This is a genomic window from Dehalococcoidales bacterium, assembly GCA_041652735.1.
Classification (GTDB): Bacteria; Chloroflexota; Dehalococcoidia; order Dehalococcoidales; family RBG-16-60-22; genus RBG-13-51-18.
In genome coordinates this window covers 12,615-29,599 of sequence record JBAZGT010000029.1, presented here as the reverse complement: position 1 = coordinate 29,599, position 16,985 = coordinate 12,615, and the positions used below count along the sequence as shown (strand labels likewise).

At 53.9% G+C, this 16,985-nt stretch carries 15 protein-coding genes; 3 read left to right on the top strand and 12 right to left on the bottom strand.

All coding sequences use genetic code 11. The features are described 5' to 3' along the window. Positions 1-121: 121 nt before the first annotated feature. Together WC370_09825 and ffh are read left to right on the top strand one after the other, a co-directional pair. Positions 122-532, top strand: a complete 411-nt coding sequence (locus WC370_09825) for an endonuclease domain-containing protein (GenBank protein ID MFA5309764.1) — start codon at positions 122-124, stop codon at positions 530-532. Positions 533-626: 94 nt separating this feature from the next. Continuing rightward, positions 627-1,964, top strand: coding sequence for a signal recognition particle protein (gene ffh, locus WC370_09820; protein MFA5309763.1), 1,338 nt, complete (start codon positions 627-629; stop codon positions 1,962-1,964). Positions 1,965-2,047: 83 nt separating this feature from the next. Here ffh and WC370_09815 read toward each other — a convergent pair whose 3' ends face one another. From WC370_09815 to WC370_09765, 11 genes are all read right to left on the bottom strand, one after another. After that, the gene (locus WC370_09815; GenBank protein ID MFA5309762.1) at positions 2,048-3,274 is read right to left on the bottom strand and encodes an MFS transporter; all 1,227 of its coding nucleotides are present in this window, start codon (positions 3,272-3,274) and stop codon (positions 2,048-2,050) included. A 222-nt stretch (positions 3,275-3,496) separates the two neighbouring features. Further along, positions 3,497-4,177, bottom strand: a complete 681-nt coding sequence (locus WC370_09810; GenBank protein MFA5309761.1) for a hypothetical protein — start codon at positions 4,175-4,177, stop codon at positions 3,497-3,499. 58 nt (positions 4,178-4,235) lie between these two features. Beyond that, entirely contained in the window at positions 4,236-5,450 is a 1,215-nt protein-coding gene (locus tag WC370_09805) for an MFS transporter (GenBank protein MFA5309760.1), read from the bottom strand. A gap of 331 nt (positions 5,451-5,781) precedes the next feature. Next, positions 5,782-7,323, bottom strand: a complete 1,542-nt coding sequence (rpoD, locus tag WC370_09800) for an RNA polymerase sigma factor RpoD (GenBank protein ID MFA5309759.1) — start codon at positions 7,321-7,323, stop codon at positions 5,782-5,784. A 3-nt stretch (positions 7,324-7,326) separates the two neighbouring features. Continuing rightward, positions 7,327-9,102 carry a DNA primase gene (gene dnaG, locus WC370_09795; GenBank protein ID MFA5309758.1) on the bottom strand — a complete coding sequence of 592 codons (1,776 nt, stop codon included), beginning with the start codon at positions 9,100-9,102 and terminating at the stop codon, positions 7,327-7,329. Between the two features lie 151 nt (positions 9,103-9,253). Continuing rightward, on the bottom strand, positions 9,254-10,033 hold the full coding sequence (hisF, locus tag WC370_09790) for an imidazole glycerol phosphate synthase subunit HisF (GenBank protein ID MFA5309757.1): 780 nt from the start codon (positions 10,031-10,033) through the stop codon (positions 9,254-9,256). 116 nt (positions 10,034-10,149) lie between these two features. Further along, positions 10,150-10,767, bottom strand: coding sequence for an imidazole glycerol phosphate synthase subunit HisH (gene hisH / locus WC370_09785; protein ID MFA5309756.1), 618 nt, complete (start codon positions 10,765-10,767; stop codon positions 10,150-10,152). A 156-nt stretch (positions 10,768-10,923) separates the two neighbouring features. Continuing rightward, positions 10,924-11,163 carry a DUF2442 domain-containing protein gene (locus WC370_09780; GenBank protein MFA5309755.1) on the bottom strand — a complete coding sequence of 80 codons (240 nt, stop codon included), beginning with the start codon at positions 11,161-11,163 and terminating at the stop codon, positions 10,924-10,926. Positions 11,164-11,212: 49 nt separating this feature from the next. After that, positions 11,213-11,368, bottom strand: a complete 156-nt coding sequence (locus WC370_09775; protein MFA5309754.1) for a DUF4160 domain-containing protein — start codon at positions 11,366-11,368, stop codon at positions 11,213-11,215. 105 nt (positions 11,369-11,473) lie between these two features. Beyond that, positions 11,474-12,526 carry a deoxyguanosinetriphosphate triphosphohydrolase gene (locus tag WC370_09770; GenBank protein ID MFA5309753.1) on the bottom strand — a complete coding sequence of 351 codons (1,053 nt, stop codon included), beginning with the start codon at positions 12,524-12,526 and terminating at the stop codon, positions 11,474-11,476. Then, complete coding sequence (locus WC370_09765; protein MFA5309752.1) at positions 12,523-13,167, bottom strand: hypothetical protein; 645 nt, start codon at positions 13,165-13,167, stop codon at positions 12,523-12,525. The genes WC370_09770 and WC370_09765 overlap by 4 nt, the downstream gene beginning before the upstream one ends. A gap of 478 nt (positions 13,168-13,645) precedes the next feature. On the opposite strand from WC370_09765, the gene WC370_09760 reads away from it, so the two are divergent. Further along, entirely contained in the window at positions 13,646-14,092 is a 447-nt protein-coding gene (locus tag WC370_09760; GenBank protein MFA5309751.1) for a GNAT family N-acetyltransferase, read from the top strand. 332 nt (positions 14,093-14,424) lie between these two features. On the opposite strand, the gene ppsA is transcribed toward WC370_09760, so the two are convergent. Then, positions 14,425-16,674 carry a phosphoenolpyruvate synthase gene (ppsA, locus tag WC370_09755; protein ID MFA5309750.1) on the bottom strand — a complete coding sequence of 750 codons (2,250 nt, stop codon included), beginning with the start codon at positions 16,672-16,674 and terminating at the stop codon, positions 14,425-14,427. Between the last annotated feature and the right edge of the window lie 311 nt (positions 16,675-16,985).

Here is a 16,985-nt window from a genome sequence, read left to right as displayed (position 1 = left end):
TCGCCTGCATGAGGCGGCTGCTCACTATCATGAACTCAATTTTAAAACATCAAAGAGCTTGGCAATATGTATAAATTAACACAGTTGCTCTCCGTTGACGGAGAGGGGGAGGGGAGGTGATATGATAAAAAACAATAATGCTATTAGTATGATTAATAGAGATAAAAGATGGCGCACTAATACCGTTTTGTGGGAAAAGCTAAGACCGTTAGCCAGGGAAATGAGACGGAAACCGACTGAAGCCGAGAGCCTACTCTGGCAGCGTTTGCGTAACGGTCAGTTGCAGGGATACAGGTTCAGGCGTCAGCACAGCATTGAAAGATTCATCGTGGATTTTTATTGCGCCAGAGCCCAACTGGTAATAGAGGTGGATGGTGAAATACATCAATACACAAAAAAAGAAGACTTGGTAAGGCATGAATTTTTGGAGACGAATAATTTCCGCGTTATTCATTTTACTAATGAGTCTGTTCTCAATAATATTGATGGGATTATAAAACAAATATCTCTGTATCTGACTACCTCTCAATAATAGTTCCCCCTCTCTGCCAGCGGAGAGGGGGTTAGGGGGTGAGGTAGCCCCTCCCTTGCCCCCTCTCCTGCTTTCCCCGTATAATTAAACTATCATGTTTGAAGTCCTCGCGGAAAAACTAAACGCCGTCTTTAAGCTGCTGGGCAACCGCGGCAAGCTCACGGAAAAAGACATCGATGAAGCCCTGCGGCAGGTGCGCCTGGCGCTTTTGGAGGCGGACGTCAATTTCAAGGTGGTCAAGGACTTTACCGGTCGCGTCAAGGAACGCGCTATCGGCAAAGAGGTCATGGAAAGCCTTTCCCCCGGCCAGCAAATCGTTAAAATCGTTAACGAGGAGCTGATCAAGACCCTGGGGGACGGCGCTTCCAGCAAGCTCGTTAGCGTTTCCCAGCCCCCCGCCGTCATTTTAATGGTGGGGTTGCAGGGCTCCGGTAAAACGACCACTGCCGCCAAGCTGGCGCTGCTTTTAAAGCACGGCGGGCAGAAACCGCTTTTGGTAGCCGCCGATAACCGCCGCCCCGCCGCCATCGAGCAGCTGGTAACTTTAGGCAAGCAGCTTGAGGTGCCGGTGTTCCATGAAGACCCTAAAAACTCCTCTAAAGACATCGCCGCCCACGGCATGGCCGAGGCCAAACGCATCGCCGCTACCCATGTCATCGTCGATACCGCCGGCCGACTCCACATCGACGAGGATCTGATGGCGGAGCTGGAGCAGGTGAAAAAGGTCATCAAGCCGGACGAGGTGCTGCTGGTGGTGGACGCCATGACCGGCCAGGACGCCGTGCGCGTGGCGGAGGAGTTCCACACCCGGGTCAACGTTACCGGGCTCATCATGACCAAGATGGACGGCGATGCCCGCGGCGGCGCCGCGCTTTCCATAAGGTGGGTCAGCGGCGTGCCGATTAAGTTTATCGGGATGGGGGAAAAGGCGGACAACTTCGAGCCTTTCTACCCGGACCGGCTGGCTTCCCGCATCCTGGGCATGGGTGATGTCCTCACCTTCATCGAGAAAGCGGAAAAGACCCTGGACGAAAAGAAGGCGCTGGAGCTCCAGAAAAAGATACGCAAGTCCGGGTTCGACCTGGAGGACTTTTTAGAGCAGCTTAGAGCCATCAAGAAAATGGGCCCTATTTCCCACCTGGCGGAAATGCTGCCGGGCATGGGTAAGCTGGCGGCCAAGCTGCCGGACGGCGCCCAGGAAGCTCAGCTCAAGAAAGTGGAAGCCATCGTTCTTTCCATGACGCCGCAGGAAAGAAAGAACCCCGGGATAATAGGGGGGAGCCGGCGCAAGCGCATCGCCCGGGGCAGCGGCACCCAGACGCACGATGTCAATCAGCTATTAAACCAGTTCTCCCAGATGCAGAAGCTGGTCAAAATGGGCATGGGCGGCAAGCTCCCTAAAAACATGATGGGGATGTTCGGGAAGCAGTAGTTTTTAGCTATTAGTTGCTCAGTTACTAGTTTTTGGAGGGGGAAAAGGGGATAGGGTTACTGTTTACTATTAACTGTAGACTGTTAACTATCAACCGCAGGTTTCTCTACTGCCTTCTGATTTTCAATATTCATTATATCGCGGGAAAAGAACGCGGCGCCGGTTAATAAGAACATTACCGCTCCGCAAACGTACCATATCGTCCGTAAACCGATAGCATCGGCAACCGGCCCGGCAATCACCAGCGCCAGTGGCGTCATTGACCCGCCGAGAGCGTATTGTAAAGAAACTACCCTTCCCTGCATGTCTTTAGCCACCACCGATTGTATTATAGCCCCGATGTTCGCGTTGAGGATGGCCCCGCTCAAACCTGAAATAAACACCATCGCCAGGGCCAGGAAGAAAAGACTTTCCGTGGTAAAGCCGAAGACAAACACTGTGAGACCCTGGATCATTATGCCAATCAAAGAGGTAATAATACGCCGCTTGAATCCGCCCCAGGCGCTTAGAAGCAGCCCACCGCCGATAGTACCAACCGAAGCAACTGTCCCCAACCAGCCGAGTTTTAGTACATCCCCGCCAAAATATTGCGTCACGAACAATGGACGCAGAGCATTTACCGGCGCGGCAAAGAACATCAATATCGCAATCAGAATAAGCAGATACAACAGACCCCGCCATAATGCGATGTAGCGGAAACCCTGCCTCAAGTCTGCAAAATAATTCGGCTTATCTAGTGTACCAGTACGCGGCGGCTGCGGTATGGCCAGCGGAAGCAAACAGCCTACGGCAATTACCGCCGTAATGATATCCACGGAAAGCACCCACTGCATTTTAAGTGCTTCCATTAAGAGCGCCCCGGCCATAGGCGCAACGATATTTATAGCGCCATTGAGCGTCATATTGAGCCCGTTAGCTCTTACCAAATGTTTGTCCGGCACGATCATGGGCATGGAAGCGCTCAAAGCCGGACGCTGGAAAGACCCGCCTATAGACCTGCCGACCATGATAACGTAAATCAGCCAGACTTGAATAGCACCGGTATAAAATGCCACTACCAGCACCAGCGTCAGCAGCGCCGTGACGAGGTCGCTGTAGATCATAATCTTCTTGCGGTTCCACCGGTCGATGAATGGCCCGATAAAGGGACCGAGGACAACCTGCGGAAGCAGGTTTGCCAGCATAGCCATGGAAAGTACCGTGGCGGAGCCGGTCTCTTTGGCCAGATACCATGCCAGCGCAAATCCCACCACGGAACTGCCGAATATGGAAAACGCCTGGCTGGACCAGAGAACAAAAAACTTCTTCAACGCGGTTATTCTCTCATATGATATTGGGAGACGGCTTAGGAGTAAAGATAATAATCACTAATTATAGAGGCTTGAGAATAAGTGGGTCAAATGAAGCAATATGTACGCGCAGATGTAAAAAAATTGTGAAGATGGGCATGGGCGGCAAGCTCCCTAAAAACATGATGGGGATGTTTAGGTAGCTCAAAGCTCAAAACGCTAAAGTTAAAACTGTCCCCCCGCCTAATAATCAATCGTGGTGGTATAGTCGTTCACATTGATGGTGTAAGTGGTGCCGTAAGTAAAATCGGTGCCCAGGCTGATGTTCGTCTCGAAGTAGGTATAGACCGCCGGGCAAACGGCGTCTTTGGGGTGCTGGGTGGTGACCTCGATGTTGATAACATCTCCATCCCTCGTTATCTTAAGGTCATGAAAAATGGTGCAGCCGTCCCGCAGGCCGCCCTTGATGTAAACGCCGATTTGCGGCGGGTTTGATAACAGCAGGTCGGCCGTCACTTCCTCTATCGGCATCAGGTCTATCACCATATCGTAGACCATCTGCTGCTTTACCATGTCCCAGGCCTTGTCCATCACCGCCGTAGTTACCTTGCCCTTCACCACCGTGATTACCGCCGTGTGATTCGTTTCTACCTGGGCCAGCATCTGCCCGTCCCGGTCGCCGTAGCCGGCATGGGAGCTAACGTACTCATAGGTAAATTGCCACCCGCCTTCCGCCTCCGTGGTATCCGTCAGCTTAAAAGACCACGGCGTACCATCAAAGATATAGGTAGCTTCCACTTTAGCAAATTCTTCGGCGATGGCGCGGCTTTGCTCCTCGGTATAGGTGGTACTGGAGCAGGCGCCGCCTGCCAGCATCAGGATAACTATAATGATTGAAGTGCAAACTAATTTAATTCCAGTCATATCAGTAACCCTCTTTATTAATCTTTCTACATTATATAACGCAACCTCTGCAATATAGTTATTCCGCTGAAAGGCTTTCCACATTCATAATATGCCGGCTGGAAAGCTGCAGCGGCGTTATAATCATAAAGCCTGCGCCGCAGATGATAAATATCCAGCGCACGCCTATTTTATCCGCCAGCGGCCCGGCGATAGCCAGCCCCAGCGGGACCATCACCCCGTTTATCGAGCTTAACAGTGAAAAAACACGCCCCTGCATGTCTTTAGCCACCACGGAGTTCATAATTGCCCAGAAAGGCGCGTTGGCGATAGCGATACCGGCTCCCAACAGCAAATTTACGGACAGGGCAAAATAGTAAAGCCTCTCTGATGTAAATCCCAGCCCGACCATCGAGATGCCTATGATTACCAGTCCCAGCGTGGAAGTAAGGATGCGTTTTTTGAAACCGCCCCATATCCCCAGCAATAGCCCCCCTAAAATCATCCCCACCCCGAAGCAGGAGTTCAGCCACCCCAGTTTGAGCACGTCCCCGCCCAGTTGGTTGTTCACCAGGATGGGCAGCAGGGTAAAGGCGGGCGTGGTAAAAAGACCGTAAAGACCTACCAGCCCCAACAGCAGGGCCAGGCCGCGCCTCGACCATACGTAGCGGAAGCTTTGCAGCATGTCCCCGATGACGTTAGCCTTGGCGGCCAGGGTAGTGCGCGCCGGCCGCGGTATGGTTATGAAGAGCAGGCAGATGATGGCGATTGCCGCCGTCACGATGTCCACGGCCAGTACCCTTTGCATGGGGAGCATTTCCATCAGAAAAGCGCCAAGGGGCGGGGCCCCGATGTTGATAATGCCGTTCAGTGTCTCGTTAAGCCCGTTGGCCCGCGCCAGGTCTTTATCCGGCACGATGATGGAGACGGAAGCCATCATGGCCGGGAACTGGCATGCCTGCCCGATGGCTCTTAATACCATGGCGGCATAGATATGCCAGATTTCTATCTGTTTTGTTAAGAAAAGAAACATCAGCCCCACCGTTACCAGGGTGACGAAAAGGTCGGAGAAAATCATGATTTTCTTCCGGTCCCAGCGGTCGATGAACGGCCCGATAAACGGCCCTAAAACGATCGAAGGAATCAAAGCCAGTATCACGGCGGTAGCCAGTATCGTGGCGCGGCCGGTTTCCCTGGTCAAATACCAGGCCAGGGCGAACTCCACTACCGCGCTCCCAATTAAGGAAAACGCCTGGCTGGACCACATTACAAAAAATTTTTTAATTTCAGTCACCTCTTGTGATAATAAAAAAGGGGCTTTTTAAGCCCCTTTACTAAAAACCGACGGAACACCTGCGCTGCTAATTAAAAGAGCCCGCTCCTTCTCCTTTTCAGAGATAATACGTTTGTTTTCATGGTTTTCGTATTATAGCACAAGAAAGTAACAAATAAAACAGTTAATTGAAGGAAATGTCTGCTTGGGATAATATTTGGTTAATATCTGCCCCAAACACGCGTCGTTGCCAGGCGCGAACTCGCTCCGCTCCGTGTAAACGCCGTGCTTCCCGGCTCGCTGACATGGCTGCCGGGACGCGCCGGGATGGCCCGCAATGACAGCTCGCCGGCTACTCCAGGTAGTCCTTAAGTTTGCGACTGCGGGAGGGGTGGCGCAGCTTGCGTAACGCTTTGGCTTCAATCTGGCGGATGCGCTCTCGTGTCACGTTGAACTCCACCCCCACTTCCTCTAGAGTGCGGCTGCGCCCGTCTTCCAGCCCGAATCTTAGCTGTAATACGCGCTGCTCGCGGGGGGTAAGGGTGCCGAGAACGTCCTCGATTTGCTCCTTCAATAGCTGCTTGGAGGCGATGTCCACCGGCGGCAGGGCGTTGCGGTCTTCAATAGAGTTGCCCAGCGGGCTGTCCTCTTCCTCGCCGATGGGGGACTCCAGGGAAATGGGGAGCTGGGAAACTTTAACGATTTCCCGTACCTTGTCGCTGGAGACTTCCATCTCTTTGGCTATCTCTCTTGAGGTGGGCTCCCGCCCGTACTCCTGGGCCAGGCGGCGGCTGATTCTCAAAAGGCGGTTGATGGTTTCCACCATGTGCACCGGTATGCGGATGGTGCGGGCCTGGTCCGCAATGGCGCGGGTCAGCGCCTGCCGTATCCACCAGGTGGCGTAGGTGCTGAATTTGTAACCCTTGCGGTAGTCGAACTTTTCCACCGCCCGCATCAGCCCGATGTTGCCCTCCTGGATAAGGTCGAGCAGAGACATGCCGCGCCCGATGTGCTTCTTGGCCACGCTCACCACCAGGCGCAGGTTGGCCTCGATAAGGTGCCGCTCCGCTTTTTTGCCTTCATAGGTGACTTCACTGATATAGGAAGAGAACTGCCTTTCATGGGCTTGCAGGAAATTGTTGAAGTCCTGGTCCGTTACCAGCTTGTCCATGTCCGTCAGGTTGATATCGTGTTTGATGGCGGTGCGGGCTTCGTTCGGGAGCAGCCGGCTGCCCATGGAAAGCCGCACCAGCATATCTTCCGTTTCGGATACCGTCTTGCCCATCTTGGCGGCGAAGTCATGCACTTCCAGGGGGTCGATGGAGTTATCGATGGTCTCCTGGAGTTTTTCATCATAAACGCTTTTGATAAAGCTCTTGTTCTTGTGCAGCCCGAGCTTTTCCTGGAGCTGATGGACCAGCTCGGAGGACTGCGCCATGTTTTGCAGGATGGCGGTGATAATTTCCGCCGCCGTGGGCTGGCGCCCGTTTTTCTGGTTGAACTCGCGCCGGATGATTTTGATGTACTTGTCTTCTTCCATGCGTTTGGCCAGGTTCTTTTCATCCTCGGCGGTCAGCAGGTGCACCCTGCCTATTTCATGGAGGTAAATGCGCACGGGGTCGTCGGTGATGTCCTGCTCGGCCACTTCCTCCGCCGGCATTTCCAGGTCTATATCCAGGCTGCTGTCGTCCTTGCCGTCCTCGTAGCCCTTGCCTTTTTCCCAAAGCTCGTCGGGTTCGGGTATGTCTTCGCCTTCCATCTCCTCGTCCGTGCCCAGCGCCGCGCCGAATATCGCGTCCGGTTTTTCTTCGGAGTCCATTAAATTCGGGTGCTGTATTTCTTCAAAATTGTCGCCGCTACGCAGCGAGTCCATACCGTTCTTTTCTGTTTCCATGGGTTATCTCCTTATCTTGCCGAGGGTAGCGTTACGCTGCTTGAGCTTACGGGAGTCCAGTTCCCGCAGTTGATTGCTGATGGCCACGTCTTCTTCCAGGCGCGTGGTGTCCACCCCGGACTCTCCGGACTCACCGGATTCCGCCCGCCGGGCGGCCAGGTTCCTGAGGTAGGTCTTCCTCAACACCATGACGCAATCGTTAAACCTGCCCTCGACGTTGTTTTTCGCGGTGGGCATGGTCTTGTTTAAAATGGCGTCCAGGTGCTCGTGGATGGCGGGGTCCAGGCGCTCTTTAAGCGCCGGTATGTCCGCGCATTCCTGGCAGGCGCGGTAAATCTCCCGGTTTTCACTGTTTATAATATAGTCGGATAAATCTTCCCGGCTGTTTTTCAGCTCCGGGTGCAGCAGCAGCAGGCACAGGAAATACTCCTCCCGCACGCCGGATGCCGCCGCCCGCGTGCCCGTCAGGGCCGGATTCGGCGCCGCGGTCCTGCGTTTAACGGGTGAAGGCTTCAGCCGGCCCAGTGAAGCCTTGATGGTATCCATGTCCACTTTTACCAGGGCCGCCAGCTTTTGCAGGTAATGCGCCTGCCGGATGGGGTCGTTAATGGCGGCCAGCACCGGCAGCAGACCGTCCACTGCTTTGGACTTGCCCCCGGCGCTGGTAATGTCTAGTTTGCCCACCGTCTTTTCAAACATGAAATCTATCAGCGGCACGGCGGCGGCCACGAACGCATCCCAGCTGTTCATGTCCTCCAGCATCACCTCGTCCGGGTCTTTGCCTTCCGGCAGCCGGATGACTTTTATCTCCGCGCCTATAACGTTCTCATAGCCCACCGTTCTCAGCATGGCTTCCTCGCCGGCGGCGTCCGCATCGAGCGATAGATACAGGTTCTTGCTGAGCTTTTTCAGGATGTTGACCTGCGTTTCCGTAATGGCCGTGCCCATGGAGGCCACGGCGTTGGTGACGCCGCATTGGTGAGCCGTGATGACGTCCATGTAGCCTTCCATGATGATGGCTTTGTCCTGCTTTCTTATCTCCGCGGCGGCGCGGTCGATGCCGTAAAGCGTCCCGCTCTTGTCGAAGGTCGGCGTCTGCGGCGAGTTGATATACTTGGGTTGGGAATCGTCCAGCACCCTGGAACCGAACCCCGTTACCCGACCCCGCGCGTCCCGGATGGGAATCATCAGCTTGCCGCGGAAGCGGTCGGTCGTCTTGCCTTTCTCGTTTTCGTAAAGCAGTCCGGCGGTGACCAGCAGTTTTTCGCTGTAGCCCCGCTCCATCAGGTAAAGCTTTAAGGCGTCCCAGCTGTCCAGGCTGTAGCCCAACTGAAAATCGGAGATGGACGTGGCGGTCAGCCCCCGTTGCTCCACGTAGCTTTTGGCTTTGGCCGCCGCCGGGGAGTTGAGCAGCAGGTTGTGAAAATACATGGCGGCGGCGTCATTGACCTGGTAGTACTCCTCTTTTTCCTCTTTCCTGACGCCGGGCGCGGATTTCTCCGGTAAAGCGACGCCCGCCTTCAGGGCGAGCCGCCGCAGCGCCTCCCCGAACTCCAGCCCCTCTTTTTTCATCAGGAAGGAAAAGACGTCCCCGCCGGTGCTGCAGGCGCCGAAGCAGTGCCAGCTCTGCCGCTCCGGGAAAACGAAGAAGGAGGGCGTTTTCTCGCTGTGGAAGGGGCAGAGCGCCGTCAGGTTGCGCCCCGCTTTTTTCAGCGTGGTGTACTGCCCGACAACCTCGGCGATGTCTATTTTCTGTTTTACTTCGTCGATAACACTCATGATGGCAAATATATATTATATCAGATTTTAAAGGGGGATAGGGGAAATAGGTTAACAGTTTTAGAAGAAAAGGGGAAGTTTACAGTTTACAGACCCCACCCCTTTTCCCCCACTGTCAACTGAAAACTGTTAACTGTCTACTGTAAACTAGCTAATAATTCATCCTCATCTTGATACCGCGCCCGTGGAGGTACTCTTTAAGCTGGCGGCAGGTGTACTCCCCGTAGTGGGTGATTGACGCCACCAGCGCGGCGTCCGCATGGCCTTCCGTCAGCACGTCGTATAAATGCTCGGGCTTGCCCGCCCCGCCGGAGGCGATTACCGGTATGCTTACCGCGTCCGCGATCAGCCGGGTAAGCTTTATCTCGTACCCTTCCTTGGTGCCGTCGGCGTCGATGGAGTTGATAACCAGCTCGCCCGCCCCCAGCCGTTCCCCTTCCTGCGCCCACCACAAAGCGTCGATGCCCGTGGGCGTTACGCCCCCGTTAATGACAATCTCGTAGCCGGAGGGGATTTCTTTAGTGACTTGGGCCTGCCGCAAGTCCATGGAGAGGATGGTGCTCTGCGCCCCGATGGCGCGGGATATTTCCGCGATTACCTCCTTGCGCTTGACGGCGGCGGTGTTCACGTTTACCTTTTCCGCCCCGGCGTTGCGCAGCTTGGTGGCGTCTTCCACCGAGCGTATGCCGCCCCCCACCGAGAAGGGGATAAAGATTTGCGAGGCCGCTTTTTCCACCAGGTCTATCATGATGTCCCGCTCTTCCCGGGAGGCGGTGATGTCATAGAAGACCAGCTCGTCCACGCCGTCCTCGTAGTACTGGCGGGCTTTGGCCACGGGGTCGCCGATGTCCTTGGTATCCACGAATTTCACGCTCTTGGCGAGCTTGCCGCCGCGGACGTCCAGGCAGATTACCAGTCTTTTACTTAACATAATAAACCATTACCAGTCCTGTTGTCGTTCCGGCCCCGTATCGTCGTACGGGGTAAACTCCGGCTGGAATCCAGGAAAAAAGGGGGTGGATTCTGACCCGCGTCAGAATGACATCTCTACTGCTTCCCCTCCCACCGGGCAAACCTCCCCAAAAACTCCAGCCCCAGCCGACCGCTCTTTTCCGGGTGGAACTGGGTGGCGAAGAGGTTTTTATACCCCAGCGCGCAGCAAAAGTCCCCGCCGTATTCCGCCACGGCGTAAACATTTTCTTGTTGGGCCGGCCGGGGGTAAAAAGAGTGGACAAAATAGAACTCGTCCCCCGGCTTGATGCCTTCCAGCAGGGGATGGGCTTTGACCACTTTAACCTCGTTCCAGCCGATGTGCGGTATTTTCAGCGTTTTGTCCCGGAGCCGGAAACGCACCGTTTGCCCCGCCACCAGCCCCAGGCACTTTTGCGGGCCTTCCTCGGAAGAATCCAGGATAATCTGTGTGCCGATGCAGATGCCCAGCACCGGCACCCCGGCGTTAAAGGCGTTTTTCAGCGCGGCGTCCAGCCCCGTTTTTTGCAGGTGTGCCATGGCGCTCGGCGCCGCCCCCACCCCCGGGAAAATGATTTTCTCCGCCAGGGCTACCGCCTGGGGGTCGCCGGTGATGGCGGCTTTCACCCCCACCTCCGCGCAGGCGCGCAGGACGCTTCTGATATTACCCGCGTTATAATCGATAATGGTAATCATTGTGTTATTTAGTCCCCTTTTCAGTTCCCCCTCTCTGTAAACGGAGAGGGGGTTAGGGGGAGAGGTCGGTCGTTATAATCTATAATGGTAATCAAAAAATATAGCTAATCGTTATTTCTTCAGTTCTTCCGCCAGCCTTAAAGCGTACCTGATTTTTTATACGGTCAATAGTGAGGCTACCAGAATATCCTCATCTATATCTTCCCAGTGTATGCCGATGCCCTTGCCGATGAGTCTCCAGTTCTTTTTTTGCGCTTCGGTGGCATTACGCAGCTTGGGAAACCATTCGACCGGTACATTGATTTCTCTCCCGTCCAACAAGCGTACATGCATCATGTCAGCGTCGAACCATACCTCGGTAGCCATCGCCTCAGTCCTGGTGACTGAAATATTCATCCCACCTCCTCCTCATAGCACCGATATTCTCCGTTATCAATCTTCTTATTTAGCTCAGTTCCCTGGCATTGTAGCCGACCGATTTGGCTAACTGTACCGGCTCAAGCCAGAATTTGGCATATTTGTCATCGGACTCGACGTGAATATGAACCGGCTCACTGGCATCGTTACTGAAAAAGAAAAACCGGAATCCTTTTAGCTTCATCACCGTTGGCACAGCCTAATTATACCGCTAAGCCAATTCGATGTATAGACTTTTTGGGGAAAATCGCTCTGTTTAGCTATGTCCTGTGTTGTTTATGTTGGTTGTTTACCTGTTATCCCGGTGTCCCAGCTCTCCCGCCAGCCTTAAAGCGTACTGGTCCGTCATACCGGCTATATAATCCACCACCCCCCGCGCCACCGTATCCGCATGAATACGGTACTCCGGCGGCAGCCGGTCCGCGTGCCGGTTAAAATATTCGTACAGGAAAATGATAACGTTCCTGGCGTTTTCGGCTTCCGGCCGCCCGGTGCTCGGGTTGTAGACCCGCGTGAAAAGGAAGTCCCGCAGCGTCTCGGCGGCGGACATTACCGCCGGGCTCATTTTAAGCGGGGGTCTCGTTGACATTATATCACAAATACGCACGTCCCAGGAGCTTCGGACGATGTCCGTGACCATCGTATTAATGCGCCGGGAGTGGGAATTACCGAGTGTTTTAACCGCCGCCGCGGGCAGGTCCGACTCCGTGAGGATGCCGGCGCGGATGGCGTCCCCGATGTCATGGTTGATGTAAGCCACCATGTCCGATATCTTGACCACCTCTCCCTCCAGCGTGCCGACACTTCCCCAGTCCTTGCCCAGGACGGCCACCTCGCTCTTGGAGTGGCTGACGATGCCGTCCCGCACCTCCAGGGTCAGGTTGAGACCCCGCCCGTCCTTTTCCAGCAGCTCCACGATGCGCAGGCTTTGCTCGTTATGGCGGAAGCCCTCGCTGTAAAGCTCGTCCAGCGTGTCCTCCCCCCAGTGCCCGAAAGGGGTATGCCCCAGGTCATGCCCCAGCGCGATGGCCTCGGTCAGGTCTTCGTTCAGATTCAGCGCCCGTGAAATAGTCCGGGCGATTTGCGATACCTCCAGCGTGTGGGTGAGCCGGGTCACGTAATGGTCGCCCAGCGGCGCGATAAAGACCTGCGTCTTGTGCTTCAGCCGCCGGAAGGACTTGCAGTGGATAATGCGGTCGCGGTCGCGCTGGAAACAGGTGCGGATGGGGTCGGGCGCTTCCGGGCGCTGCCGCCCGCGGGACATCTTGCTCTTTACGGCAAACAGGGAAAGGTCTTCCTCTTTCTCTTCGGTGAACTGGCGGATATTTAAATCTTCAATCATCCCGGTTCACCAGTTTCCTGTTCCAATGCGGTGAAAAATGCTTTAAAAGCACTGTGTCTTTCCTGCGCTATTTCCCGTGAAAGAGGGAAGTACAAGATGTCTTTAAGCCCTCCCGATGGTCCGTCCCATGAACGCATCTCCCGGACAACCCAGGGGAAATCAACTCTTTGTTGGGGGAAGGCCGGGGCGCCGCTTAACAGGTACACCACCCAAAGCGCGCCGGTCTTGCCCATCTTGTCAGCGTCCCAAAGGAGTCGCGCTTCTTTGGCGCTTTCTGGTATTGTATGTGGAGGATTGGAGTGTTTGGATACGGCGTAAACCACGGCGGGAACTTTAGCGGCGGGGAAGCCTGTTTTGCTTAGGTTCTTTTCTGCCCATTCCGCCGCCCGGGGGCCGTGGTTTTCACCTTCATATTGCGGTTGGTACCGGTCATGAATCCAGACGGATGCCAGAACGATATCTTCATCACCGCCGTAAGCCTTTAATAAACGGCGCGCGTCCCGTTCTACCTGTTCTACGTGCTGGAGCCTGTAGTTATAAAACGGTTCGTCGTCCGCAGATTCGCCGGACCATATTTTACGGGCAGGAGGGAGGGTTATTTCCGCCATCTGGGTTTTCAGTTGGGTTAACCAGTCGGGCATTGTTGATACACTCCAGGGGTTTTGAGGATATGCTACAATAGCAGCCGTCAAAAGGCAACACCAAAAATAACATCTTCGCCCTTTCGCAAAGGGAGACAGGAGAGGGTTTTTATAATCCCCCTCTCTGTCAACGGAGAGGGGGAACTAAAGGGGGTGAGGTTGGACAAAACCCTCTTCCTTTTCTGCCTGTGCTGCCGTAAACTTTCTACTGTGTGCTTCTCTACTCCAGTCTCCTCCACGTATAGTGAATTTGTGGTGTTTTTGACAAGAGCACCGTATGAAAACCTTGTTATCCTGTGTTGGAGATGGGATAATGAGCGTAACAGACAGAGGGCGCAGTACTTCCTCCTTGGAGCTTGGCTTCGTACTAAAGAATTGCACCTCTGTCCTTACGGTTAGATACGAATGAGCTGGATAGCGATTGTGCGCTGCATATCTAATGAGGTTGTATAGCCGTTAAGAATCAGAAGGTAACCCGGTGAACATTATCCATTGCAACTTAAATCATGTAGATTTAGCCGTTAATGCAATGAAAACCATTAAATGTGCTGTAGATAATCTGCCGGTTGAGTTGACCACCCCCACTGCGATGCGGTTGTTTCTTGCAAGCCCTCTTAATTATTTACTGGTAGCCGTTGACGATGAAAGGGCTATTGGTTATTTGTTTGCCTATGAATTGCAGCGGCCTGACAGAGAGCAATCTATGATGTTTCTATATGACATTACGGTGATTGACGAATGTCGGAAAAAGGGCGTGGGAACAGCTCTTGTCGAACGATTAAAGGCTTTGTGCAATAATAAGCACATCATGAAAATGTTTGTCCCAACCGGTCGCTCAAATATACCTGCGGTTAGTCTGTATGAGAAAACAGGCGCGATTATATCAACCGATACCGATGGGGTTTTTCTCACTTGGCATTTTTAATTTTGCCTCTTGACTTTTTATAGCTGGTCTTTAGTAAAGGGTGATTAAGGGGTTTTTTAAGAAGAACACAACTTAACATAAAACAAATGCATAAATTAAAAAAATTGCCGGAACGAAGCGTAGCTAAATCGACATCATGCCGATAAAATTGACGAAACGAATTGAAGCTGGAGTGCTAAAAACAAATATTTGTATTTAGCTGTAAAATCGTCCGGTCCGGCTATAAAGAAAATAATTTTTAAAAAAGGGCAAAATTACAAAACGAATCACGAACAAAAAGCAGGGGCGGGTTATTAACCCGCCCCTAAGATAGCACTTGAGAGGAAAAAAGTCTATTTTACGCCCAGTTTCGCTTCCGCCGCGGCGATGATATCCCGCGTCAGGTCAATCATGTCCGGGCTGACGGATACAGAGGTCACGCCCCACTCCACCAGCTTCTGGGTAATCTCCGGATAGACGGACGGCGCCTGCCCGCAGATGGAGCAGGTAACGCCCAATTGCTTACAGGTCTTCACCACTTTCTCGATGGAAAGCATCACCGCCTCGTTGCGCTCGTCAAAGCTGGCGGCCAGCCTGGCGCTGTCGCGGTCGATGCCCAGCGTCAGCTGGGTAAGGTCGTTGGAGCCTATGGAGATGCCGTCGATGCCCACGGCGATGAATTTGTCCAGCAGGATAACGTTGGAAGGAATCTCGCACATCATCCAGAGCTTAAAGGTCGGCGAGCGTTTCAGCCCCTCCTCCGCCATGATTTTCACGGTGCGTTCCATTTCTGAAACGGTGCGGACGAAGGGAATCATCACCCAGAGGTTATCGTATTTCTCTCTAACCTTCTTGATGGCGGCCAGCTCCAGCTTGAACGTGGCGATGTCCGTGATATACCGCGAGGCGCCGCGGTAGCCTATCATCGGATTTTCCTCGGGCTGCTCGAACTTGGCGCCGCCCTTGAGCGCCGCGTATTCGTTGGACTTGAAATCGTTGGTTCTATAGACCACCTGGCGGGGGTGGAAAGCTTTAGCGAATAAAGTCAGGCTGGCGGCCAGCTTATCGACGAACTCTTGCCCGCGGCCCTGTTCAATCATGTAGCTCGGGTGCTCGCCGATTGCGGCGATCATGAACTCGGCGCGCAACAGGCCGATGCCGTCCACGTCCCGCTTGGCTACCCGCTCCACTATTTCCGGCTGGGCCAGGTTGGCCAGGAGCTTGGTCTTGGTTACCACCTCGCCCCGGGCGCGTATTTTAACGTCAGAGGCAACTTCTATCTTGCCGTCATATACCTTGCCGTTACCGCCGTCCACGGTGATTATCTGGCCGTCTTTAAGGGTGGTGGTGGCTTTCTCGCAACCCACCACGCAGGGTATGCCCAGCTCGCGGCTGACGATGGCGGCGTGCGCCGTCCTCCCGCCGCGGTCGGTAACAATGGCGGCGGCGCGTTTCATGGCCGGGACGAAGTCCGGTGTGGTCATTTCCGCCACCAGGATATCGCCTTCCAGCACTTTATCTATCTCGGAGGGGTCCGGCACGATTTTCACCGGCCCGTTGGCTACACCGGGACTGGCCGGCGCTCCGGAAAGAAGCACCGGGGCATCGATGTCATGAGTAGCCCCGGCTGTTTCCGTGAGCGTGGTTATCGGGCGGGTCTGTACGATGTAGATTTTGCCGTGTTCCGTGGCCCACTCTACATCCTGCGGAAAGTTATAGTGTTTTTCCAGGGTAAGCCCTATTTTAGCCAGCTCAACTATTTCAGCGTCGGTAATTTTTTGCCGGGCCTGTTCTTCTTTGGTCAGGTCTATCTTGACATTATCGCTCTTGCCGTGTCCGCCCTGCTTCTTGACCAGTTTCCATTCCTGTTTCTTGATTTCTTTTTTCAGGATTTTCAGGTCTTTCTTGCCGATGCTGTAATGGTCCGGGGTGACATCACCGGAGACAATCATCTCGCCCAGCCCCAAGACAGCCTCGATGGTAATCTTTTCCTTGTTGCTGGTGGTGGGTTCCACGGTAAACATGACGCCGGCTGCCTCGGATTGCACCATGCGCTGTACCGGCACGGCTATGCCCACCTTAAAATGGTCGAAGCCCTGCTCATGGCGGTAGAAGATAGCGCGGGCGCCGAAAAGCGATGCCCAGCATCCCTGGACGGCCTCCACCACCTCTTTTTCTCCCTGCACGTTCAGGAAAGTGGCCTGCTGCCCGGCGAAAGATGCCTCCGGCAGGTCCTCCGCCGTGCCTGAAGACCTCACGGCTACCAGCCCCTTGCCCATTTCTACGTAGGCTTTTTCTATTGCTTTGGCGGTTTCTGCGGGCATTTTGGCATCCGTGATGAGCTTCTGTACTTTGGCGGCGACTTCTTGCAGCATTTTGCTGTCATGCACGTCCAGAGGGATTAAGAGCGACTTGATTTTGTCTTGCAGATTGGCTTTTTCGACGAAATCAAAATAGGCTGATGAGGTTACGATAAATCCGGGGGGTACTGGTATTCCAGCGTTGGTCATTTCTCCGAGGTTGGCGCCTTTACCTCCTACCAGAGGTATGTCATTCTTGGTAACATCCTTGAACCATACTACTGCCTTGGGTTTTTGACTCATGCTCTGTCCTCCGCTTTAATGTGGGTATTTTGGGCAGGGTGATTCTCTATTATAGCATATTCGGCGGCTATGTTTACAGACCTCCCCTTAGCTTGAAATAAGTTGCATTAATATTATCAGTCCATTGGCCGTAAAGGCGCAATAATGACGCCTTCCAATAACGCTTAAAAAACACCTATTTAGGCGTGGCGCAACAGCATGATTGGCGCTGTGATGCTGGGCATCCCCCGCCCCGCCCGGCGTTTTTCCCCTAAAATTGTACCGCCTTTAGTACAATATCTATTTGACAGTTGGATAATGGGGGTTTAGAA